The organism is Methanosarcina sp. KYL-1, from assembly GCF_024372725.1.
In the GTDB taxonomy this organism is placed as follows: domain Archaea; phylum Halobacteriota; class Methanosarcinia; order Methanosarcinales; family Methanosarcinaceae; genus Methanosarcina.
This window is the reverse complement of the sequence record NZ_VOUA01000022.1, coordinates 1-21,796: the sequence shown is the minus strand read 5'-3', so window position 1 is coordinate 21,796 and position 21,796 is coordinate 1. Positions and strand designations below refer to the sequence as shown.

Sequence of the window (21,796 nt, the reverse complement as noted above, 5' to 3'; positions counted from 1 at the left end):
TCAGGACCGGACAGGTTTTTGGAACTGAACTGGTGATTAGATCTTTGTTCAGAAAAAAAAATACGGCGCTTTCTTTCTATGACTTATATAATTACCTTTTTTATAAGTTAGATATGGAGCAGATATTTCCATATCTGGTTGGGGGGGCAGTAGATAATGAAAATTAAGGCCACTTATTTTTAGCCATTTACAGCCGTATCACTGATAACTCTTGTATTTCTTGTAATTATATTGGGGGCAGCATCTGCAGGAGAGGAGGATGAATCTCCCATAAACGGAGGAAATTCATCCGACAATGAAGCACTCCCGGACCTGGTAATCGAATCGGTTTCCTGTGAACCGGTCGAACCTGAACCAGGAGAACAGGTGAGGGTCACTGTAACGGTAAAGAACCAGGGAATAAGAAGGTCGGGAAGGACTAATCTCGCGTGCTTCATAAGCGGGGACGATATACAGGTGTGGGGTTTATCGGGCCTTGAATATTATGGAGATGGAAATTACGCAGGGGATGAGGAGATACGGGGACTCCACCCGGGATCGAGTGATTCAATATCATTTACAGTGGTTCCGGAAACCGAAGGAACGGTGGAAATAAAGGTACAGGCGGACACCGAAGAGTCCGTTATTGAAAGTGATGAAGAAAATAATGAAGAGACATACTTCATAACTTCAAAAAATGGGGGAGATCCAGACCTTGTAGTCGAAACGATTTCCTGCGAACCGGCCAATCCGGAACCAGAAAAGGCAGCAAATATTGAAGTGATAGTTAAGAATGAGGGAAAAGAAAAGTCGGCAAGTACGGATCTGGTTTACTATATCAGTGGTATTGACGGAACTGAGAAAGGAGAGGAAAAAGTACCTGAAATACCTCCAGAATCAAGTATTTCCATGTCATTTCCCTGGATTCCGAAAAGAGAAGAAACGGTGATGATAGGGGTAGAGGTAGATCCCGATAATCTTGTTTATGAAAGTAATGAATGGAACAATGAAAAAATAGAGTTCGTAAACGTGTATAACCAGAAATCTCCGGACCTGGTAATAGAAAAAATCACCTGGCAGCCGGAAAATCCTGAACCGGAAGAGACAGTAAGCATCACTGTAACAGTAAAGAACCAGGGAACGGAAAGGTCGGGAGAAACGGACCTGGAGTACGAGGTAGGCGGAACTGAAGGGGAAAGAGAAGTAAGAGAACTGGATCCTGATTCGGAGACCTCAATTTCATTTTCATGGACCCCGGAAACAGGAGGGACGGCGGAGATCCGGGCCAGGGTAGATCCCAAGGATCTGGTTTTTGAAAGTGATGAAGGGAACAACGAAGAAACCGGATCAATAATAGTAGAAAAAAAGACATTTCCGGACCTTGTAATCGAAAATATTTCATGGGAACCGGTTGTCCCGGACCAGGGAGAGACAGTAAGCATCACCATAACAGTAAGGAACCTGGGAACCGAGAGGTCGGGAGAAACGGACCTGGAATACGAGGTAGGCGGAACTGAAGGGGAAAGAGAAGTAAGAGAACTGGATCCTGGTTCGGAGACCTCAATTTCAGTTTCATGGACCCCCGGGACAGGAGGAACAGAAGAGATCCGGGCCAGGGTAGACCCCAATGACCGGGTTTTTGAAAGCAATGAAGGAAACAACGAAAAGACAGGGACAATAACAGTAGTAGAGGAACAAGCATCTTCAGACCTTGTAATAGAAGATCTTTCCTGGGAGCCGTTCATTTCGAAGCCCGGAGAAGCAATAAGCATCACCATAACAGTAAGGAACCTGGGAACGGAGAGGTCGGGAGAAACGAACCTGGAGTATGAGGTTGGCGGAACTGAAGGGGAAAGAGAAGTAAGAGAACTGGATCCTGGATCGGAAACCTCAATTTCAGTTTCATGGACCCCGGAAAAGGGAGGAACAGAAGAGATCCGGGCCAGGGTAGATCCCGAGGACAGGGTTTTTGAAAGCAATGAAGGAAACAACGAAAAGGCCGGGACAATAATAGTAGTAGAGGAACAAGCATCTTCAGACCTTGTAATCGAAGAACTGTCCTGGGAGCCGGTTGAGGCTGAACCCGGAAAAACCTTAAACTTTGCTCTGACAGTAAGGAACCTGGGAACGGAGCCCGCCCAAAGCAGCACTGCAATGTACTATATCGACGGAACTTCCGGAGAAGAAATTTCCATACCGGCCCTTTTACCAGGGAAGGATGTGAAAGCTGAATTTTCCCTGATTCCTGAGAATGAGGGAGAAATTGAGATAAGGGTGGTCGCAGATTCAGGAAATGACGTACCTGAAAGCAATGAGGCGAATAATGAAATCGTAAGGAACGTGACCGTGAAAGCCGAAGCTGAAGAGTCCCCGGACCTTATTATAGAAACACTTACATGGAAACCTCAAAATCCAAAACCCGAAGAAAGTGTGGAGTACACTGTAACCGTAAAGAATGAGGGATCTGTAACCTCGGGACCCGCAGACCTTGAATACTATATAGCTGGGGAATATGAAGGAAACCTATCTGTACCGGCACTTTCAGGGAGTGAGACCTCAACAGGAACTTTTACCTGGATTCCGGAGAAGGAAGGAAATTTCGAAGTAAGAGTTGTTGTGGATTCCGAAAATGCGGTTTTTGAAAGCAGGGAAACAAACAACGAAATAAAAAGAACGGTGACGGTTTCCAAGAAAGTGGCTTCTTCTGGGAGCGGAGGTAGCAAGAAAAAGCCAAAACCCCCCAGCGTTTCGGGAGGAGGTTCAAAGGAACCTGCTAAAAACGTCCAGGTCAAGGAACTTTCAACAAGATATATCATTTACGGATATCACGTAAGGTTTGATTTCGTGGAAAACGCAACCTGCATTACCTGCATCGAATTCGACCCAAAGAGGAGTTTTAAGAGAACGACAACCATAGCAGAAGTGCTCAAAGGAAAAACCACTCTGGCTTCGATTCCCGCGCCGGGAAAAGTGTACAAAAACGTAAACATCTGGGTAGGAGATAGTGGAGCTGGGATGCCGGAAGTTCTTGAGAACGGCTACATCGAGTTCAAGGTTGAGAAAGCCTGGATAGAAAATAACGATATTAACGAATCCCTGATCAGCATGCTGAGATACGACAAAAAATGGGAGCCCCTGTATACCGAAAAAGTAGGTGAAGACAAACAATGTACCTATTTCAAATCCAGTACTCCCGGCTATTCCTCCTTTGCAATAGCTGAATACACAGGAAAAGAGGAAACGATTGAAGAGGAAACAGCCGAAGAGGAGATCCTGGTCGAAAACGACGAACTCCACGGAGCTCTCGGTAGCCTGAATAAGTCAGGAAAATCAGGGGTCATTAATGGAAGCGGGGAAAAAGAAGAAAGTAATGAGGAGGGAAAAACGGGGGGAATAAGTAAAATCATGATGTTAATTTCCCTGCCTATTTTCCTGATTCTCTCTGAATATTTAGTTATGAAGATAAGGAAATGAGAAGGGATTACTTTTTCAATTCCTTTACCCCATATTCCTTTTTCCCTTTGACCGGATTTTTAGTTTGCCTTTTCTTTTGACCGGATTTACGGGAATAGAAAGGGAAGAATTCCTTGCCGGGTGCCTTCCAGAGGAGAATAACTGATTGAAAACAGGGCAAAAGTACTTATTCAAGAAAGTTATACACCCTCCAATCAATAGTCGGAGAGGAATCCCCGGGAATCATCGATTCCAGTGCGTTTCCAGGATTATTGGATTATAACAAGAGGAGGTAAGCAGATGGAACGAAAAAGTTTCCAGGGCAGAGGCCGTGGTGGTTTTGACCAGAACGACCGGGAGCCACGCAAAATGTACCGTGCAACATGCTCGGACTGCGGGCAAGAAACAGAAGTGCCTTTCATGCCAGACCCGGACAGACCTGTTTACTGCAGGGACTGCCTGCCAAAGCACAGAAAACCCAGGAAATTCTGAAAACAGACCCCCCTGTTTCAGAAAGTTGTGGCTGTGTATGCCGAATCACAATTAGAAAGTAGAAAAGCGGTTGGGCAGACATGTTCTGCTTAAGGCACAGGTGTTCTGCCATAACCTGATCTTTTTTTAAGAATCCATAAATTAGAGAAATCTCAGGCCTATGTCTCAGGCCTACGTCTCAGACCAACTTTTTTTCGGAAACAAGAGCTCCAATTATCGAGCCGATGATACCCACAACCGCAGTATGTGCCACTATAAGCAGAGTTATTACAATTGTAGAAGCGGCCACAAAGCCTCCGAGAACCGGAACTTCGTAGAGCACGGCCCCAAGGGCTCCCGCCAATATGAAACCGGGAAAAACCATAAGAACCGTCATTAAAAGCCCGGACTTCAGCCCTCCTCCGAAGCCGCCGTCAGCTACGTAGCCTCCGAGCAGACCCCCCAGAAGAGGAGCTATAGCATTTACGGCGGGTACGAAATAAAAGATTAAAGTACAGACAAGCCCGACTACTGCACCTTTTAAGGTTTGACCCATCTTTTCTCACCTTTATATCCTGACTTTCATCCCCTTACATTTACATTCTGACCGTTATTTTCTCACGCATATTAACTTACATTTATATTCTGACCATTATTTTCTCGCGCTTATTCACTCACGATTATATACTGGTCCATATATTGGCCCCTATTTTCTCACATTTATTTTCGTATCTTAAAACTGTCAATCCGTTTTTAGAGCCAACATAGATTATGTACTGGCATTCATTTAAAACAGTCGTTCTTAAGTTTGAGACCAAGAAGCGAGGAGGCCAGCACCAGGGACACACTGTTTGCCACGATAAGCGCAGGGTCATTTACCTGAATTCCGTGAAGCAGCCAGAGAGCCATGCCCAGTGTTGAGCAGAGCAGCATCAGAAGGGATACGTCTTTTGTGGATTTCGTACTCAGCGCCTTTAATAGCTGAGGGGCAAAAGCTATGGTTGTTAGTGCGCCTGCAATGTAACCTATCATGCAAGTATCATCCTCCCCGATCCATTTTCCAAACGATGAAGAAATAGCATTCCGGATTTTTCCGCGAAAGCAGATACCCGGATTCCAGATAAAACTTGTGTAAGAAACGAATTCTAATATAAGCGTAAAGCATAAACATTTATGGGGATGCCGTTTATGACAGAAGACTGCCTTTTTTGCAAGATCGTATCAGGGAAAATCCCTTCGTACAGGGTATATGAAGACGATTCCGTGTATGCATTTCTTGACATCTACCCGGCAAGCGAAGGGCACACGCTGGTGGCTCCGAAAAAACATTTTGGGAATTTCACGGACATGAGAGCAGAAGACGTCACCACACTCTTCGAAGCCGCAAGGAAAATTACTGCTGCCGTTGAAAAAGCCTTTTCGGCAGAGGGATCGAACATAGGCATTAACAACGGGGAGGTCGCCGGCCAGGAAGTCCCCCATGTCCATGTCCACGTGATTCCCAGGAAAAAGGGAGATGGAGGAAGAGGGATAAAGTCAATCGTCTGGACTGAAACCGATACCGCAAACCTTGAAGGGACTGCAGAGAAAATAAGGAAAGCCCTTTGAAAAAAAGAACTCACAATATTTTCAGGACGAAACGATAATATATTTTTTGAAATATACTGAATTCAGGGGAAGTTGGAGGCTTTATTTTTCAGGAGCCTTGCATTTCTCTTAATTCTGGGGGAAGAACAGTGGCAGAAATGGAAATAGACGTTCGAGGGGAGACCTGCCCCGTCCCGCTGGTAGAGTGCAGAAAAGCACTTAAGAAAGCCTCTCCCGGGGACCTTGTAATTGTGAAAGGCACGCATCCCGCATCCAAAAAAGAAATACCCATGGCCTGCGAGGCAATGGGACTCGAAGTTCTCGGGATAGAAGACAAAAAAGAAGGGAAAGAGTGGGAGATAAAGATCCGGAGGTAAATCCGGATAGGGAGTGAAAATGGGGGAAAAAGCAGTTATTGTCCTGCACAGCGGAGATATGGACAAAGTGTACAGCGCGCTTATAATCGGGAACGGAGCCCTGGCAATGGGTATGGAAGCCTCCATATACTTTACCTTCTGGGGGCTCATGAGGCTGAAGAAAGGGGGGCTTGAAAAGGGGCCGCTTTCCAAGATGCACATGCTGGGCCTGGGGAAGTGGATGGTCAAAAAGAGGATGGACAAAGCTAACGTAGCATCCCTTGAAAGGCTCATGAACGACTTCAAAGAGCTGGGAGGAAAGATCATAGCCTGTGAAATGACCATGGAAATCATGGGCATAAAGAAAGAAGAGCTTCGGACGGAATGGGTTGATGAATGGGGAGCCGTGGGTTCGTATATCCATGAGGCAAGGGACGCAAACATTACGCTCTTTATCTGAACCTGTGGAGGCTTTCCGCGCCTTACTTTACAGGCCCAGCTTATCGAAATTTATCCGGAGTTTTAATTTACACTTTAACCATTGATCAGAATTAATATTACACTTTAACAATTAATAAAAATAGTATAGACTTATCCAGGGAGGGGGAGAAAATATTTGAGAATATAACCTATCTTGACAATGCCGCCTGTACCCGGCTGGACGAACGGGTGCTTGAGGCCATGAAACCGTATTTTTTTGATACGTACGCTGTAGCGACGTCCGAGTTCGGCTACTCCATGGGCATCGATGCAAAAGAAGGGCTCGAAAAGGCCCGGGAAGGCATAGCTGCAAAACTCGGTGCAGAATCGGGGGAAATCGTCTTTACCTCCGGGGCCACGGAATCGAGCAACACTGCACTTAAAGGGGTGGCTTCGGCCCTGAAGGAAAAGAAAGGCAAACATATTATCGTCTCGAAGATCGAGGACTTTCCGGTGCTGAATACGGCAAAAGCCCTCACGAAGCAGGGTTTTGAAGTGACTTTCCTGGAAGTGGATGCAGAAGGGCTCGCAGACCTGGGAAAGCTGGAAAAAACAATTACAGAAGAGACCATCCTTGTCTCAATCCAGCACGGCAACCAGGAAATCGGAACCGTGCAGGACCTGAAGGCCATATCCGAAATCTGTGAAGAAAAGGACGTGCTCCTGCACACCGATGCCACCCACAGTTTCACAAGGCTGCCCCTTGACGTAAAAAAACTGCCGGTGGACCTGGTCACTTTATCCGCCCACACCATCCATGGGCCGAGAGGGATAGGGGCTCTTTACATCCGGAAAGACACTCCTATCAATAAATTCATGGACGGGGGTTTTCAGGAGTTTAACCGGCGGGCAGGGGTAGAGAACATCCCGGGGGCTGTGGGGTTTGCAAAGGCTGCGGAACTGGTGACCCCGGAAGAGACCCGGCACCTGGAGGCGATGAGGGACCGGGTAATAGACCGGGCACTTTCCGATATCCCGAAAGTAACCCTGAACGGAAGCCTGGAGAAACGCCTGCCTCAGAATGCAAACCTGACCTTCCACTACGTTGAGGGAGAGTCCATAACCCTGCACATGGATATGAGGGGCTTTGCCGTGAGCACGGGTTCAGCCTGCTTCTCCCGCTCCCTTGAAGCCAGCCACGTAATCATGGGCATAGGAGGAGACCATGAACGGGCACACGGCTCGGTGCGCTTTAGCTTCGGGCGTTATAACCGTATGGAAGACGCGGATGCAGCAATCGATGCCATCAGCGAAGTGGTTGCCAGGCTCCGGGAAATCAGTCCCCTTATGGAGAAATGAGCCGGAAGAGGAAGAAGAGAGGACAGACTTAGGAAAAAAGAAGGCAGGATAGAAAAACAGGAAAGGAAGGCAAATAAAAAAGGGCAGGAAAGCAAACCAGATAAAAGAAGGGCAGGACGGAAAAGAAAGAGGACGGAAAAGAGAGGTGAGAAGATGAAGTTTCCATACAGCGAAAAAGTGCTGGAGCACTTCAGAAACCCCCGGAACGTGGGAAAAATCGAGAACCCCGATGGAAAAGGGCTGGAGGGCAGTCCGGCATGCGGGGACATGGTTGCTGTTTATATCAAGGTGGAACCAGAAACAAAGATTATCGAGGACGTAAAGTTCGAATCCTACGGCTGTGCCTCAAACATTGCCACAGGGTCGGTGATTACGGAACTTGCAAAGGGAAAGACCCTGGAAGAAGCAAAAAAGATCACCTGGAAACAGGCCTCGGAAGAACTGGGCGGGCTTCCTCCGATCAAGGCCCACTGCTCAGTGCTTGCCGTAGAAGGCCTGCGGGCAGCAATCCGCGACTATGAAGAAAAGCACGGGCTTGTAACCGAGAAAGAGCCTACTACCGAAGAAGTGGTCCGGAGGAGGCTCAAGCATGTGATGAACCCTCTCACCGGCCTGGACATCATCCGGACGGACCTTATCCTGAAAACCACTGTGGAAGACGGGGTTGTAAGGGTTGTTGTGGATCTTCCGTCAGACCACCAGTTTGCTTCGTCCATCAAGGAGGATATCGTAGAAAAACTGGGAGCTTTGTGGGACGTGAAAAGGGTTGAAGTCGTATTTACGGCATGAAAAAAGGAGAAATTACTGGCATATCGGACTTGCAGTAGCTGCGGCCGTGACCTTCTTCTGCCTGTTTGGCGGCTGCCTTGAAACTCAGCCTGAAAACACTCAAAAACCCGGCTTTCTGGAGGCAAATGTAACAATAGGCCCTCTCTGCCCCGTAGAACCCTGCGAAATCCCGGAAGCCCGAAAAGCCGAAATTTATTCCGCAAGAACGATTCAGGTCTATACCGAAAACCGGGAAACCCTGGTCAAAGAACTCAGCCCGGATGTGGAAGGGCAAATGAAAACAGAGCTTGAAGCCGGGGCATATGTTGTAGACATGAAACCCCTGGGAATAGACAGCACTTCGGACCTGCCCGCAGAAATCCGGATTTCCCCTGGAGAGACAGCCTACCTTGACATTTCAATAGACACGGGAATAAGATAATGCAAAAGTATGCTGAGCCGGGTATGCTGAACCCGGAATGCTGAACCCGGAATGCTGAATCGGGTATGCTAAATCCGGAAAGGAAACACCAACAAAGGGGAACGCACGCAAAGTAAACTCCCACAAAGGAACTTTCGGAAGAAACCTGAAAGACTCGAGGGGTAGACTCAATGGGTATAAGCGTTCGCAGCAAGTTTTTGCTTCACGCTTCCATTCTTTCCCGTGTTTTCAGGCCCTAAATGGCAGCATTCCCCTGAAGCCGTCAGGGGATCCACGTGGATGGTGGTGCCGGACAGGTAGGAAAAATTCTCCAGAAGTTTTTGCCTGACCGCACCTGCAATCTCATGGCCTTCCTCTACCGAAAGGGAGGGATCAACTGAGGCATTGATTTCCGCATGGAGCCGGTGACCTATCCAGCGGACTCTCACGTCCGTCACCTCACATACCCCGTCGGCACATTCGGCAACATTCTTGACCTTATCAAGGATTTCCGGCTCAACGCCGTCCAGGAGCCGGGTAAAGACCAGCCTGCTCGAATCAAGGACGATTTTCAGGATTGCGATTGTGATCAGCATCCCTATTAGAGAATCGATAATCGGGTACCCCAGCCAGACGCCGACTGCCCCGATAAGTACCGCAAGGCTCGTAAAGCCGTCCACCCGGGCATGGTAGCCGTCTGCAATGAGGGCGGCACTCCCTATTTCCTTTCCGACCTTCATCCGGAACTGGGCCACGACTTCGTTTCCGATGCAGCCGATGATCGCGGCTACAGCCACGGCTCCCAGATGCCCTATCGGCTGCGGGTTGAAGAAGCGGGTCACAGACTCATAACCCGCCACGGCAGCACTGAAAAGGATCAGGAAAACGATGATCACGCCTGCCAGGTCCTCGACCCTGCCATACCCGTAGGAAAAGCTTTTGCTCGGTTTTCTCCTGGCCAGGGAAAAAGCAATAGCAAGAGGGATTGCCGTTGATGCGTCACCGAAGTTATGGATGGTATCGGCAAGAAGGGCAACGCTGCCCGAAATATAAACGATGAAGATCTGCATAACGGCGGTGACCATCAGCCCTATGAAAGACCATTTCACTGCCCAGATACCTTTTTCGGTTGCAAGGATCGAAGGGTCCACAGACCCGTGGGTATGGGTGTGCCCGCGGGAGTTTTCATGGGAGGACTCATGGGAGGACTCATGAGAAGGATCATGGAACTGCCTGTGAGAATGGGCATGAGAATGGAAATGAAAAAGCCCTTTTTTGTGTGCATCAGGCTTAAAGGGCGGCTCGGATGAAGTAAGGTCACTTTCATTGGAATGAGTGTAAGAATGCTTTTCGGACATACTAGCCCCCTTGAATATAATTCACCTATCAAAATTCTCCTTTCAACCTTGACTGTAATTCTCGTTTCAACCTTGACTATAATTTTCCTTTCAACCATGACTTGGGAGCCTTTTTATAAATAGGTATTTATCTTTAAAAAATAATTTATTATGCTTGTACTCATACGTTTTCCTGAAGAAATAGCATGGAAAGAAACTATTTGTCCCCCACATTTATCCTTATATGCCCCGAGAGAGCCAAAAAAACTGGATATTTATTACCAGAAGCAGGATTAAGGATATCTGCCCACGCCTGGGACAAGCTACTGATGTGGATTACCCGTAAAGACCAGCGGGATTCAGGATATTTTACCTTTTTATTCTTACGAGAAATTAGAATTTTAAATAAAATGCCCACATTTATCCTTACAAATTCGCACATTAGAACACAAACTTATGATGAATTCAAAAACTCATCTCAAAAGTGAAAACAAGAGGTGATGAACTTGCTCCGGAATATGAGCAAATAAGAGAAACATATGCCAGAAAAAGAGAAGAATACAGGGGGCAAACGGAAGGTCAAAATGAGCTTCTTTTGTCCTGAACCCTTCAAGAGTTCCATTATCCCCTTCCTCCGGGACAGGAACCTTTATATCCTGATCTAATTCAGACGGGAACAGGATGCCAGGTATCCAGACCAAATTTATGGGAACGGGATTCCAGACCGCACAACCAAATTCCGGCGGGAACAGGAGAAGAACAGGAGAGGAACAGGATACAACCTTGTTTCCAAATTCATGTTAGCTCTAAAGCTAAGACCCCTTACCCGAATCCATACCCTTACATAATTTTCTATTTTTAATTAAATTGGGCAGGATTTCCGGTCTCTACCTTTGAAACAAACAGACCTCTGATCATAAGACCGGTAAAGACCACGGGAAATGCAGCCCTGATCCATAGACCTTAAAAGACCACGGGAAGATAAAACCGTGTCAGAAACCAGTGCCAGAAAGATAGCAACTTTAAAAATGAAAATGTCGGGAGGAATAAATGTGATCCAGGCAAAAGAAATAGCCAGAAAACCGGAGATTGTGTGGACCCTTGATATAAAAAAAGACGGTAGGACGTACGAAGAGAACTACATGCTCCTGTTTCCCAGATACGTCAGCGCAATAGATGAAGAATAACAGTTCAGTGAAAGACTGATATTAAAAAGCAGATATTAAAAAACAGATCTTAAAAAGCAGAGCCATTTTTCATAACCAGTTTCAAAAACACTGCCCGGGCAAAACCTCCCCCGGGCAAACCTCCAAACCCCTGTAGCAGCCGGACATTTACAGCTTCTAAAAGGATTTACTGCCGCCTCAGGCATTTTCCGCAGTCTGTTAAAAAGCTGCCAGGTGAGACTTCTTTTTTAATTCACTTCCCGGTCCACAATATATAAAAATACACCCGGATATATTTTAAGTGGAAACATAAAAAGAATGGACTTAAAAAATGTGTAAAAAGGAAGTGAACCAATGAACAGGGAAGCAAGAGGCAGTGTGGAAGAAAATGTCCTGAACAAACAGCAGCCGCACTGGGAAAACGTATTTTCGAATAGCTGTGCAAGGTTTGGGGACGAAGCCAGTTACCCGGCCCGAAAAGCAGCCGAACTTTTCAAAAGAGAGGGGAAAAGCAAAATCCTGGAACTTGGAGGCGGCCAGGGTAGAGATACCTGCTTTTTTGCAAAAGAGGGCTTTTCCGTCCATTCGCTCGATTACACCGAAAGCGGAACCGGGGCGATAAAAGAAAAAGCTGAAAAAATGGGCTTATCAGGATCTGTCACAGCCCTGAAGCATGACGTCCGAAACCCCCTTCCCTTCGAGGACAGTACTTTTGACGCCTGCTATTCCCACATGCTCTACTGCATGGCCCTGACAACGGAAGAACTGGAATTCCTCTGCAGTGAGGTAAGAAGGGTACTCAAACCCGGCGGGCTTAACATCTACACGGCCAGGCACACCGGAGACCCTCACTGCGGGACAGGAACCCACAGGGGCGAAGATATGTACGAAATTGCCGGGGGCTTTATCGTGCACTTCTTTAGCAGGGAAAAGGTCGAGCACCTGGCCCGGGGGTATGCGAGTTTCAAGGTAGAGGAGTTTGAAGAAGGAGAACTGCCCAGGAAATTGTTCATGGTGACATTGCAGAAATAAAAAATGCGAATAATGTAAAGAATACCAGAACAATGTAAAGAATACTAAAAATACCGGAATAATACAAAAAAATTGAGGACAAAAAAATTCAGAGGAAGGTTCCGGAAGGAGACAACTTTCTGGACCTCTCTTTATAGTACATGAACAGTTCCTCTCCCCATCTTAAAGCCCCGGGCCCGGAGGCCATCAGGACCCTGTTGGTTAACCTTCCCTTTTTGTCCAGCAGGGAGAGGAAAAAGACCTTGTCCGTAACAGTCATGGACATCGGTTTTATGTTCCCGTCGTAGACCAGAAAACTCGAGTCCTCACTGTTCAGGAGATTTTTTATTTCTTCTTTATACTCCGTCAGTGTCCTGTTCAGAACCGAATTGTTTGTATTAAGAAGGGAAGGCCCTGGACTGCATTCATTCCGGAGGGTTTCCAGGGCAGATGCCGTAATAATTCCCGTAAATTCAATTCCCCGCTCCAGAGATTCGGAAAAGAGAAAGGGAGAAAAGGGATGAAACGCGGAACGAAAGGACATTAAGCGGCTTGAATCCATAACGCCCTGTAAAACCTCCTCCGGAATCCTGAAAACATGGGACAGGTCCTGTTCCAGGATTTCGCAGTGCCCAAGTTCCCCTACCCTGGTAAGCAGGTGGAAAGGAATAGGACTCAGGTCATGCTCGGACCAGAAATCCCGGTTTTCCTCGTATATTAAGAGAGTGTCCAGTAAAAACTGTGCATTTGTGGTAATTACTGTCCCCATCCCTGAGAGAGCATACACTCCATCATCCTCAACGACCAGACCCCAATCAATTAATTTCCTTATCTGGGGGATCATTGACTTCCAGGGGAAATCAAATGCTTCTTTAATTTCTTCACTACTTTTGGGACCGTCTTCTTTCAGAAGAAGGAGAATATTCTTTCGTTTATCTGAAAGGAAAATAGTATCCAGTAAAGAAGATTTGGTATCCACTCTAATGCCTGCTCCTGATTTAATATGAGTTAAATGGAAAGATATAAAATCGCATATACAGTGAATAGATACATATAAATCCATTGGAAAATTTCCTGCTGTTTTGAGTCCCTGGCGGCGAGCCAGATTCCAAAGGCGTTTGCCTGGGCAAAAGCCGCTGGAAAATATCAGCCACGCGGAAAAAAACCACTACGGATTTGGCTATGTACCTGCAGGACATAAGATATGTAATGAGCCTGTTTACGGGATTCACCGGAACCGGCTCAGTGAAAGAATTCCACATAGGAAACAGCTCCATCATACCAGAACATTTCAGGAAGCAAGCTTCTGCGCGCAGGAAGTCCCTGCTTCCTGAAATAAAGCTTAATGTGCAGTTCTTTTTTGGATTCCTTTTGGATTCCGACATTTGCCAGGGTAAAAGCTGTTTGAATATTCTAACGGAGATAGAAAAAACAACATCGTTTTGGCTATGTACAGGCAGGATGATATTTGGAAGAGCCGGTTTGGCGGGATTCCCGGTAAGCGGCTAAATGAAAGAGGAAAGTATCGAAACCAGCTTTATCACACACAAGAATTTCAGGAAGCGAGCCTCTTTCACAAAATTCCTTGCTTCCTGAAATCAGCTTCATATCTATAACAGGATGTTAGTTACTCATTTTCCAGTTTCCTCATATTCCATACCTGCGTCCATATCAACATTTAAGAAAACATAGAATCCACTTTTTTCCAAAGAAAAAACTTGAAGACAGCAGAAACCCGGTTTTCTCTCCAACTTCAGAGCTTCTCAACTTCAGAGCTTCTCAACTTCAGAGCTTCTCAACTTCAGAGCTTCTCAACTTCAGAGCTTCTCAACTTCAGAGCTTCTCAACTTCAGAGCTTCTCAACTTCAGAGCTTCTCAACTTCAGACCTCCTCTGTGAAGAAATAATCATACTATGTGAAAAAACGGAAAAGCAGAAAAATAACTATCAATCCAGCTCAGAATACACGGTACTTTTTGCTAATTCTAAATGTGTTTGCTCTGGCAAATCTCTTTGAAACATTCCTGCTACCATGAGAAAAAACACGCAACGGTTGGGCTATATACGGACATAACCTAAAATGTAAAATGGTGTTCCAAAAGTGGATTAGATTCTAAAAGGAAAACTGGAGGCTTTAAATGAAAAACTGCAATAAACCCATAATTTTGACCTTGCTTATGGTGTCAATCCTGCTCGTATCGACAGGTTTGGCAGCAGCAAAGCCAGCTGTAATTTTCACAAATACCGAAAACCCTGCAAACAGAGTAGTGATCTACAGAACATTCGTACCGGAGGCAACTAACATCAACGCAGGGGAAAGCATCACCTGGGTCAATTTAAAGAGACCGAAAGCCCCGGTTGTGCTTATGAGTGAAGAAGGAATATGTGAAGAAACAACCCTGTACTACGGCAAAACATTCACACATACTTTTGAAGAGCCCGGGTCTTATACCTTCACCCTCAAAGATAACCCCGGGGTAAAGCTTACAGTCACTGTACATACCCCCGGGACACGGGAAGCAGGCCCTGAAACAACAGCTCCAGCAGAAACCGGCATTTCTGCAGGCGAACCCCTGACAAGGGAAGCAACAGCACCAGTCCAGGCAAACCCTGAAAAAAGTGTTGGAAACGACCGGCATGAAGAGAAGAAGCTGGTTATTTACAATGCATTCGTGCCGGATGCTGTCGAGATAAAAGCAGGAGAGACAGTCACATGGGTCAACTTCAAAAAGCCGAAACACCCTGTAGGGCTGATAAGCGAAGAAGGCCTGTGGGAAGAAAAAACCCTTTATTACGGCAAAGCCTTTTCATATACATTTGAAGAGACAGGAACCTATACATTCGGCCTTAAAGACAATCCGGAAGCAAAAGCCACGGTCCTGGTAAAGTAAAAACGCCTATTCATACCGAAAAAAACAGAGAAATCCAACAGTCTGGGCCACAAGATATCTGAGAAGAAAGAACCCCATTCAGCTAAAAACCCGGCACTTACCAACCCGACAGTCCTCTATCCCATAAAAATCCAGGGAGTGGAAAATGCCATGTTCTTCATTTTTTACTTCCCGGCCCTTCCTGCAAAAAAAGGAAAACGAATTAATGCCCATCCCCGCAGCTTGCTGCGGGGTATTAGGCTGAGATAAAAATTCGAATTTTAATCCAGGGTATGCATAAGAGGGAGCAGGGAGATATTCAACGGTTCCCCGAAAGCCCTGTCACCGGCATCGCCCAGGCCCGGCAGGATGTAACCTTTTTTGTTTAGCTCCCGATCGATCTTTGCCACATAGATTTCCACGTCGGGGTGCAGTTCCTTGATGGAATCGATTCCTTCCGGAGCTGCAAGAACGCCCATGATTACCACACGTTTGGGTTTCCCGCACTGCTTGATCCCTTCGATTGTCCGGATCAGGGTGGAACCCGTTGCAATCATGGGGTCGGCAATGATGAGAGTATCTTCAGGCTTTATCTGTGGGACCTTTATGTATTTCATCTCAATGTTAAACTCGGGGGCATGTCCCCGTGATGCCGAGACGATCCCTACGCGCGAACATTCCAGAGTCTTGATAAGCCCTTCCATCAGCGGGATTGCAACCCTGAGCACGGTGATGATCAGGACATGCTTTCTGTCCCCGGCTGCGACCCCTTCGGTAGTTTCCAGGGGGGTCTCGATCCTGACCTTATCATAGTCCATTGTCCTGGTAAACTCGTAGCCCATGTAACGCCCGAGTTTTACAAGCCCTTTCCTGAATTTGATGGTGCCTGTTTCCTTGTCCCTCAGGTTGCTTAAAATTTCCATCAGGTAAGGAGAATCTTCAAAGGAGTATACCCCTTCCCACCGTTCATCTTTGATCATATATTATACCTCAAATAGCCTTTTTTAAGCCTTTTTCACCAAATAGCTTTTTTTAAACCTTTTTCTTCAATACCCTTTTTATCGAGCTAAACTGCAAACAATAAAAAATAAACAATAAAATTCCTGGTTCATTTAAGGAACTGGTCCATAAGGATGGCCGAAATCGCGCCTACCGCCATACCTGACTCCAGAATGCTTGCAATGATCTGGGGGAAATGGGCAAGGAACTCAGGAGGGAGCTGCGGAGCTCCAAGCCCCATTACCAGGGCGCTGGCAATAATTAACGTGTTCCTGTCATTAAACTCGACCTTATCCTTGATCAGTTTAAGCCCGGTAACCGCAATCATCCCGTACAGGGCAATCGTCAGGCCGCCAAGCACGGGGGCAGGAATGGAAGCCAGGACCCCTGCAAACTTAGGGATAAGAGACATGAAAATCAGGATCACTGCCCCGATCTGGACCACCTGGACATTAGCCACCCTGGTCAGGGCCACAAGCCCGATGTTTTCGGAGTAGCTGGTAGTCCCGCAGGCCCCGAAGATTCCGGCAATCGAACAGGACACTCCTTCGGAAGCAATGCCCCTGTTGATCTTCTGGTTGTCAATGGGCAGGTTTGCAATAGCCGTTATTGCGTGGTAGTCTCCTACACTTTCGATGATGCTTACCATGAAAGCAAAGAGGAGGATGATTATTGCATTTGCGTCAAACACAGGAGTGCCCCAGGGAAACAGACTGGGGAGGCTAAAGAATTTCAATTCGCTTACCAGCCCGAAATCCACAAGCCCGAAAACGATGCTCACAATATAACCGACTGTAGCCCCTGCAATCACAGGCATTGCCTTAAAAGTCCCTTTTGCTTTCAGGGCAACAAGGACTGTTGTGACAAAAGTGATAAATGCAACAATGGTTGAAGGCAAAATAGAAGTCCCGGCAGCGTCCGCAAAAAAGTTGAATGTATATTTGACAGCCACATGAGAAAGGGAAAAGCCGATTAGCATTATGGTAATTCCGGTCACGAGAGGAGAAAAAAGTTTTTTTAACCTTCCGATAAGGCCAAGAGCCCCGGTCAACCCTTCAACAATGCCTCCCACGATCAGAGCCCCTTCGGCAGCTGCAAGCCCGGCAGCCCCCGTACCTATGGAAATCAGCCCCGGAATGAAGGCAAAACTCGAACCCTGGACAATCGGGAATTTAGAACCTATACCTGTTTGTAAAAGCGTGGCAATGCCCATGGCAAGCAGCACCGACTGGATCATGAGTGCGATATCCGAAATCGGCAGTCCAACGGCAGAGCCTACCACAAGGGGAACAGTGATAGTAGCCCCGAACATCGCCAGTACGTGTTGAAAACCTAAGACAATTCGTTTCATTTTTTAGTCTCCGGATGGGGTGAATCATGGATATGTACTTCGAATAAATGTACTTCAAATAAATGTACTTTGAAATCAGTTAAAGAAAAATAATAACTGCTAAATCCGTCTCTTAAAGAATCCATCTTTTAAGAATCCAATCCCTAAAATAGCTCATCATTTTTATTTCTTATTCATTTGAATCGGTGCACTTTTTCCAAAAGATGCCCAAAATTTCATAAAAAATCGAACAGAAAAAGATTCACATCCACCTGTTAACAGCAATCAACCGTATTCACATAAACCGTATTCACATAAACCGTATTCACATAAACCGTATTCACATAAACCGTATTCACATAAACCACGACCAGCATATTATGGGAAAGAAGTAAAATGACCCGCATGAAAAAACCCGTGCTTGAAATTAAACCGGATGCCGGGGGAATCTTAAAAATCCGTCCGAACAGGTTTCTCGGAATCGTGGACATAGTGAAACCTGAAACCCTGAGAGGGGAAAAAGTCCATATCCTGGACCCCGGCAGGCTTGAGGATATTCTCTACCCCGGAAACCGGGTCCTTTTAAAAAAAGCGGATAACAAGAACCGAAAAACAAAATGGGACCTGATAGCAGGCAGGGTGGGAGAAAACTGGGTCCTGACAGATTCAAGCTATCACAGGAAAATCGCTGAGTGGGCAATCCGGAACGAGGTGATCCCTCCTTTTGAGGAGTTGGAAAAAATCCTGCCCGAACAGCGCTTCGGAGAGAGCAGGCTGGACTTCCTGCTTGAGAAAAAAGGAAACAATCCGGAGTTAGAGGAGAATAAAGGCGCAGGAAAAAGAATATGGGTTGAAGTCAAGGGCTGTACCCTTTCCGAAAATGGGACGGCACTCTTCCCGGATGCGCCCACAACCAGGGGAAAAAGGCATGTCGAAGAACTGATAAAAGCCTTGAAAGCCGGGGACCAGGCCCTGATCCTTATCCTTATTTTCCGGCCTGATGCGGAGTGTTTTGCTCCGAACCGGGAGATTGACCCGGCTTTTGCGGAAGCGTTCGAAAGGGCTGTTGAAAAAGGGGTTATGGTATATCCGCTTGTTTTTGAATACGAAGTAGAAGGTAAAACTGGTTATCTATACTTCAAAAGAGAAGTCACTTTATGCAGAGCTTAAAAGAGAATTAGCCGGGAGAAAATTAATCAGTCAGTGATTAATCCTTAAAAAATCAAAAAAAAGGAGAAAGAAGAGGGTAAAACCCTCATCTTATACTCAGTCTTTTCTCATGTAGAGGCCGGCTGCAAGCCCGAGAATAGCTGTAAAGATGCCGAAGCCGGGAGCATCTTCAGATTCGTCATCTCCTTCTTCCCCGGAATCTTTTGTCACGTTAGAAGCTGTAGGGTTTTCGGGTGTACCCGTATCTCCTGTAGAGGGAACCAGCGTATATGATCCCTCGGATCCGTCTGCTTCTTCATCAGACTCCTCCTCGGTATCCTCGGTATCCTCGGTATCCTCGGTCCCTGTGGAGATTATCCGGGCTTCCCCTGTCTTGGTTCCGCTACTTCCACTACTGATGCTCACCGAAGTGTGGGAATCATAATCATCAGGCAGACCTTCGATGTTTCCGTAGACGTCCGAGGCGACAGTGTAGAAGTAGTAGTCACCTGCGGAAGAGGTAGAGAACTTGAAGCTACCGGTACTGCTCTCACCGTATTTGCTCCAGGCCCCATCATCCTTCTTGTAGTACAGCTCAACCATGTCCACACCGACACTTGCCGGGTTGGTAAACCTGGTACTGACGGTAAACGAGACCGTGCCCGAACTGCTGGCTGTGGACGGGGCGCTTGCCTCTGAGAGAAGAACAAGCGGATAGTAATCGGTCTGCTTATCTCCCGCATCATAGCTGGCAATATCGTATGCGCTGTCTGCAATGCCGTCCCCATCAGCATCATAACTGCTCGAAAGAGTGCGGATTACCGGAGTGCTGAACGATGTCCCGTTCACGTACTGTCCTGCCCTTGCAGCATGGACGATTTCTTTTGCGTGCATGGAAGAATTGTTGCCCAGGTACAAACCGCTGTAGAGGGTATAATCGAAGTAAGCATACTCAATTCTCTTAAAATTGAACCTTACGGTACCGTTTTCATACAACACTACCTGGAAGTCGTTGGGGTATTCGCCATAACCACTGTTATAATACGAATCCTCGTATGTAGCCACGTGATAATCGATCACCGTCAGGTTGCACGGGATAGCATTGCCTTCGGAATCATTATCTTCCGCCGAGTACATCGTGTACCCATACCACGCAGCATCCGAGAAAGTACTTTCCATGAGGGTCTTTTCAATTGAACAGGATTCCATGGTAACCGGAACGCTCTTTTTCGTCTTCTTTTCCTTTTCTGTTACAGCTTTTTCATTAAGAGTTTCAGGTTCTTCAGAGTTGACTGCGAAGTTTCTTTCAATTCCATGCTTCTCTGATGTAGCTGCATACTCGTTTAGCGTTGGAGATCCGGAGCTATCTTCTGCGTTAAGGTCATCACAGAGGGCAAATATGAACGTTTCGTCGGGATATGTGTCAACCCAGTATTTGAGACCTTCACAGGAAGAATCATTAAGCTCACCAGATCCCGCCGGGATCAGCTGGATCACCCCGTTGCTCACGACCTGCATGTCGGTGTAGTTAACCCCGTCGAGAGTGAGGTTAAAGCCAATAGGAATCTTCTCCGAATAACTGTCGTCTGACATATCATTCCAGATTGCATTGTCCCGGGTGGTGTTGACCCATTGATAGGCGGATTCAGTCAAAGAGTATTTGCTGTAAACATCCCCGTAGTAGTTTCCGATGTGAGCGCTGGAAACAAGGGAGATGGGAGTGATAAAAGACGTCTCATTCTCATAGTCTCCGGCCCTGGATACATACATGAGCTCCTTTGAATGCTCGGATGAATCATTCCCGAGATACAAACCGCTGTCCAGGGAGTAACCGAAAGAAAGGTAATCAATCCTCTTAAAATTGAACCTTAAGGTCCCGTTTTCATACAGCACTACCTGAAAATCGTTGGGGTATTCGCTATAACCGTAGTCTTCATATGTAGAAACATGGTAATCTATCACCGTCAGGTTGCAGGGGATAAGAGAGTTTCCGGAATCAAAATCTCCTGCTGAATAGCTTTTATACCCGTACCAACCATCAGATCCCGGATAAAGATCGTCGGAGAGGGCAAATATGAATGTCTCTTCAGGGTACCAGTCTGCCCACTGCGAAGCGTAATCATAATCGGAATCACACAGTTCCACCCCGCCTTTGGGGATGAGATGAATAACTCCGTTGCTCACGACTTCCATCTGGGTATAGGTCACTCCGTCAAGAGTGAAGTTAAAGCCTATGGGAACCTTTTCTGAATAGTAGTCATCTGACGTATCACTCCAGTCCAGGTCCTCCTGCGTGATGTTGACCCACTGAAAATCGGCTTCAGTGAGGGAGTATTGATCGGATGTACACCAGGAGTTATCCGACTCACCTCCGTAAACGGGTAAGGTGAGGTTTCCACAAATAACGTTTCCGGAGAAAGTGTTCATCTCACAATAATCGTAAAGGTAAATTCCATAACAATAGTTATCGAAATCACCGTCATTGCTCAGAGTGTTGTCAGTAAACACGTTGGAATTGCATTCATAGTCAAGGTAAATTCCGTAACATTCGTCATCGTAATCACCGGCATTGCTCAAAATGTTGCCGGTAAACTCGTTGGAATAGCAATAATCGTAGAGGAAAATTCCGTAACAATCTTCATCTGAATCGCCGTTGTTGCCCAAAGTGTTGCCGGTAAACTCGTTGGAGCTGCAATCATCGTAAAGGTAAATTCCGTAACAATAGTAATCGGAATTTCCATCATTACTTACCATGTTACTGGTAAAATTGTTGGAATAGCAATAATCGTAGAGGTAAATTCCGTAACAATCTTCATCTGAATCGCCGTTGTTGCCCAAAGTGTTGCCGGTAAACACGTTGGAATTGCATTCATAGTCAAGGTAAATTCCGTAACAGTAGTAATCGGAGTTACCGTCATTGGTCAAAGTGTTATCGGAAAACTCATTGGAATCGCAATAATCCTCAAGGTAGATTCCGTAACATTCGTCATCGTCATCGCCGTTGTTGCCCAAAGTGTTGCCGGTAAACACGTTGGAATTGCATTCATAGTCAAGGTAAATTCCGTAACAGTAGTAATCGGAGTTACCGTCATTGGTCAAAGTGTTATCGGAAAACTCATTG

21 protein-coding genes are annotated in these 21,796 nt (G+C 46.4%); 14 read left to right on the top strand and 7 right to left on the bottom strand.

Annotation, left to right across the window (positions count from 1 at the left end):
- Nucleotides 1–231 precede the first annotated feature (231 nt).
- Together FTO70_RS13435 and FTO70_RS13430 are read left to right on the top strand one after the other, a co-directional pair.
- Nucleotides 232–3,453 (top strand): CARDB domain-containing protein, encoded by a 3,222-nt coding sequence (locus tag FTO70_RS13435; RefSeq protein ID WP_255336269.1) that lies wholly within the window; start codon nucleotides 232–234, stop codon nucleotides 3,451–3,453.
- A gap of 279 nt (nucleotides 3,454–3,732) precedes the next feature.
- Entirely contained in the window at nucleotides 3,733–3,924 is a 192-nt protein-coding gene (locus tag FTO70_RS13430; protein ID WP_255336268.1) for a CxxC-x17-CxxC domain-containing protein, read from the top strand.
- 178 nt (nucleotides 3,925–4,102) lie between these two features.
- Here FTO70_RS13430 and FTO70_RS13425 read toward each other — a convergent pair whose 3' ends face one another.
- Both FTO70_RS13425 and FTO70_RS13420 read right to left on the bottom strand, forming a co-directional pair.
- A complete protein-coding gene (locus tag FTO70_RS13425; RefSeq protein ID WP_255336267.1) occupies nucleotides 4,103–4,459 on the bottom strand; it encodes a DUF5518 domain-containing protein in 357 nt (118 codons plus the stop codon).
- Nucleotides 4,460–4,686: 227 nt separating this feature from the next.
- Entirely contained in the window at nucleotides 4,687–4,935 is a 249-nt protein-coding gene (locus tag FTO70_RS13420; protein WP_255336266.1) for a SemiSWEET family sugar transporter, read from the bottom strand.
- Between the two features lie 156 nt (nucleotides 4,936–5,091).
- Between FTO70_RS13420 and FTO70_RS13415 the strand changes: the two genes are divergently transcribed.
- The 6 genes from FTO70_RS13415 (at nucleotide 5,092) to FTO70_RS13390 (ending at nucleotide 8,835) form a co-directional block, all read left to right on the top strand.
- The gene (locus FTO70_RS13415; RefSeq protein ID WP_255336265.1) at nucleotides 5,092–5,511 is read left to right on the top strand and encodes an HIT family protein; all 420 of its coding nucleotides are present in this window, start codon (nucleotides 5,092–5,094) and stop codon (nucleotides 5,509–5,511) included.
- A 128-nt stretch (nucleotides 5,512–5,639) separates the two neighbouring features.
- Entirely contained in the window at nucleotides 5,640–5,867 is a 228-nt protein-coding gene (locus FTO70_RS13410) for a sulfurtransferase TusA family protein (RefSeq protein WP_369694373.1), read from the top strand.
- Nucleotides 5,868–5,886: 19 nt separating this feature from the next.
- Complete coding sequence (locus FTO70_RS13405; RefSeq protein ID WP_255336264.1) at nucleotides 5,887–6,306, top strand: DsrE/DsrF/DrsH-like family protein; 420 nt, start codon at nucleotides 5,887–5,889, stop codon at nucleotides 6,304–6,306.
- Nucleotides 6,307–6,470: 164 nt separating this feature from the next.
- Nucleotides 6,471–7,625 carry a cysteine desulfurase family protein gene (locus tag FTO70_RS13400; RefSeq protein WP_255336304.1) on the top strand — a complete coding sequence of 385 codons (1,155 nt, stop codon included), beginning with the start codon at nucleotides 6,471–6,473 and terminating at the stop codon, nucleotides 7,623–7,625.
- Between the two features lie 153 nt (nucleotides 7,626–7,778).
- Nucleotides 7,779–8,414, top strand: a complete 636-nt coding sequence (locus FTO70_RS13395) for an iron-sulfur cluster assembly scaffold protein (RefSeq protein WP_255336263.1) — start codon at nucleotides 7,779–7,781, stop codon at nucleotides 8,412–8,414.
- On the top strand, nucleotides 8,392–8,835 hold the full coding sequence (locus tag FTO70_RS13390; RefSeq protein ID WP_255336262.1) for a hypothetical protein: 444 nt from the start codon (nucleotides 8,392–8,394) through the stop codon (nucleotides 8,833–8,835). The genes FTO70_RS13395 and FTO70_RS13390 overlap by 23 nt, the downstream gene beginning before the upstream one ends.
- A 167-nt stretch (nucleotides 8,836–9,002) precedes the next feature.
- Here FTO70_RS13390 and FTO70_RS13385 read toward each other — a convergent pair whose 3' ends face one another.
- Nucleotides 9,003–10,172, bottom strand: a complete 1,170-nt coding sequence (locus FTO70_RS13385; RefSeq protein ID WP_255336261.1) for a cation diffusion facilitator family transporter — start codon at nucleotides 10,170–10,172, stop codon at nucleotides 9,003–9,005.
- Nucleotides 10,173–10,357: 185 nt separating this feature from the next.
- Between FTO70_RS13385 and FTO70_RS13380 the strand changes: the two genes are divergently transcribed.
- From FTO70_RS13380 to FTO70_RS13370, 3 genes are all read left to right on the top strand, one after another.
- Nucleotides 10,358–10,639, top strand: a complete 282-nt coding sequence (locus FTO70_RS13380) for a hypothetical protein (protein ID WP_255336260.1) — start codon at nucleotides 10,358–10,360, stop codon at nucleotides 10,637–10,639.
- A gap of 501 nt (nucleotides 10,640–11,140) precedes the next feature.
- Nucleotides 11,141–11,338 (top strand): hypothetical protein, encoded by a 198-nt coding sequence (locus FTO70_RS13375; protein WP_255336259.1) that lies wholly within the window; start codon nucleotides 11,141–11,143, stop codon nucleotides 11,336–11,338.
- 333 nt (nucleotides 11,339–11,671) lie between these two features.
- Nucleotides 11,672–12,349, top strand: coding sequence for a class I SAM-dependent methyltransferase (locus FTO70_RS13370; protein ID WP_255336258.1), 678 nt, complete (start codon nucleotides 11,672–11,674; stop codon nucleotides 12,347–12,349).
- Nucleotides 12,350–12,437: 88 nt separating this feature from the next.
- Here FTO70_RS13370 and FTO70_RS13365 read toward each other — a convergent pair whose 3' ends face one another.
- A complete protein-coding gene (locus tag FTO70_RS13365) occupies nucleotides 12,438–13,172 on the bottom strand; it encodes a winged helix-turn-helix domain-containing protein (RefSeq protein WP_255336257.1) in 735 nt (244 codons plus the stop codon).
- Between the two features lie 338 nt (nucleotides 13,173–13,510).
- On the opposite strand from FTO70_RS13365, the gene FTO70_RS13360 reads away from it, so the two are divergent.
- Both FTO70_RS13360 and FTO70_RS13355 read left to right on the top strand, forming a co-directional pair.
- Nucleotides 13,511–13,837, top strand: coding sequence for a hypothetical protein (locus FTO70_RS13360; RefSeq protein ID WP_255336256.1), 327 nt, complete (start codon nucleotides 13,511–13,513; stop codon nucleotides 13,835–13,837).
- A gap of 655 nt (nucleotides 13,838–14,492) precedes the next feature.
- Entirely contained in the window at nucleotides 14,493–15,218 is a 726-nt protein-coding gene (locus FTO70_RS13355) for a cupredoxin domain-containing protein (protein WP_255336255.1), read from the top strand.
- 260 nt (nucleotides 15,219–15,478) lie between these two features.
- Here the strand turns inward: FTO70_RS13355 and upp are convergent, their stop codons facing one another.
- Nucleotides 15,479–16,177 carry a uracil phosphoribosyltransferase gene (gene upp, locus FTO70_RS13350; protein ID WP_255336254.1) on the bottom strand — a complete coding sequence of 233 codons (699 nt, stop codon included), beginning with the start codon at nucleotides 16,175–16,177 and terminating at the stop codon, nucleotides 15,479–15,481.
- A 128-nt stretch (nucleotides 16,178–16,305) separates the two neighbouring features.
- Entirely contained in the window at nucleotides 16,306–17,547 is a 1,242-nt protein-coding gene (locus FTO70_RS13345) for a uracil-xanthine permease family protein (protein WP_255336253.1), read from the bottom strand.
- Nucleotides 17,548–17,922: 375 nt separating this feature from the next.
- Here FTO70_RS13345 and sfsA point away from each other — a divergent pair, with 375 nt between their 5' ends.
- Nucleotides 17,923–18,696 carry a DNA/RNA nuclease SfsA gene (gene sfsA / locus FTO70_RS13340; RefSeq protein ID WP_255336252.1) on the top strand — a complete coding sequence of 258 codons (774 nt, stop codon included), beginning with the start codon at nucleotides 17,923–17,925 and terminating at the stop codon, nucleotides 18,694–18,696.
- A gap of 96 nt (nucleotides 18,697–18,792) precedes the next feature.
- On the opposite strand, the gene FTO70_RS13335 is transcribed toward sfsA, so the two are convergent.
- A partial coding sequence (locus FTO70_RS13335) for a nitrous oxide reductase family maturation protein NosD (protein WP_255336251.1) occupies nucleotides 18,793–21,796 on the bottom strand: 3,004 nt, incomplete at its 5' end.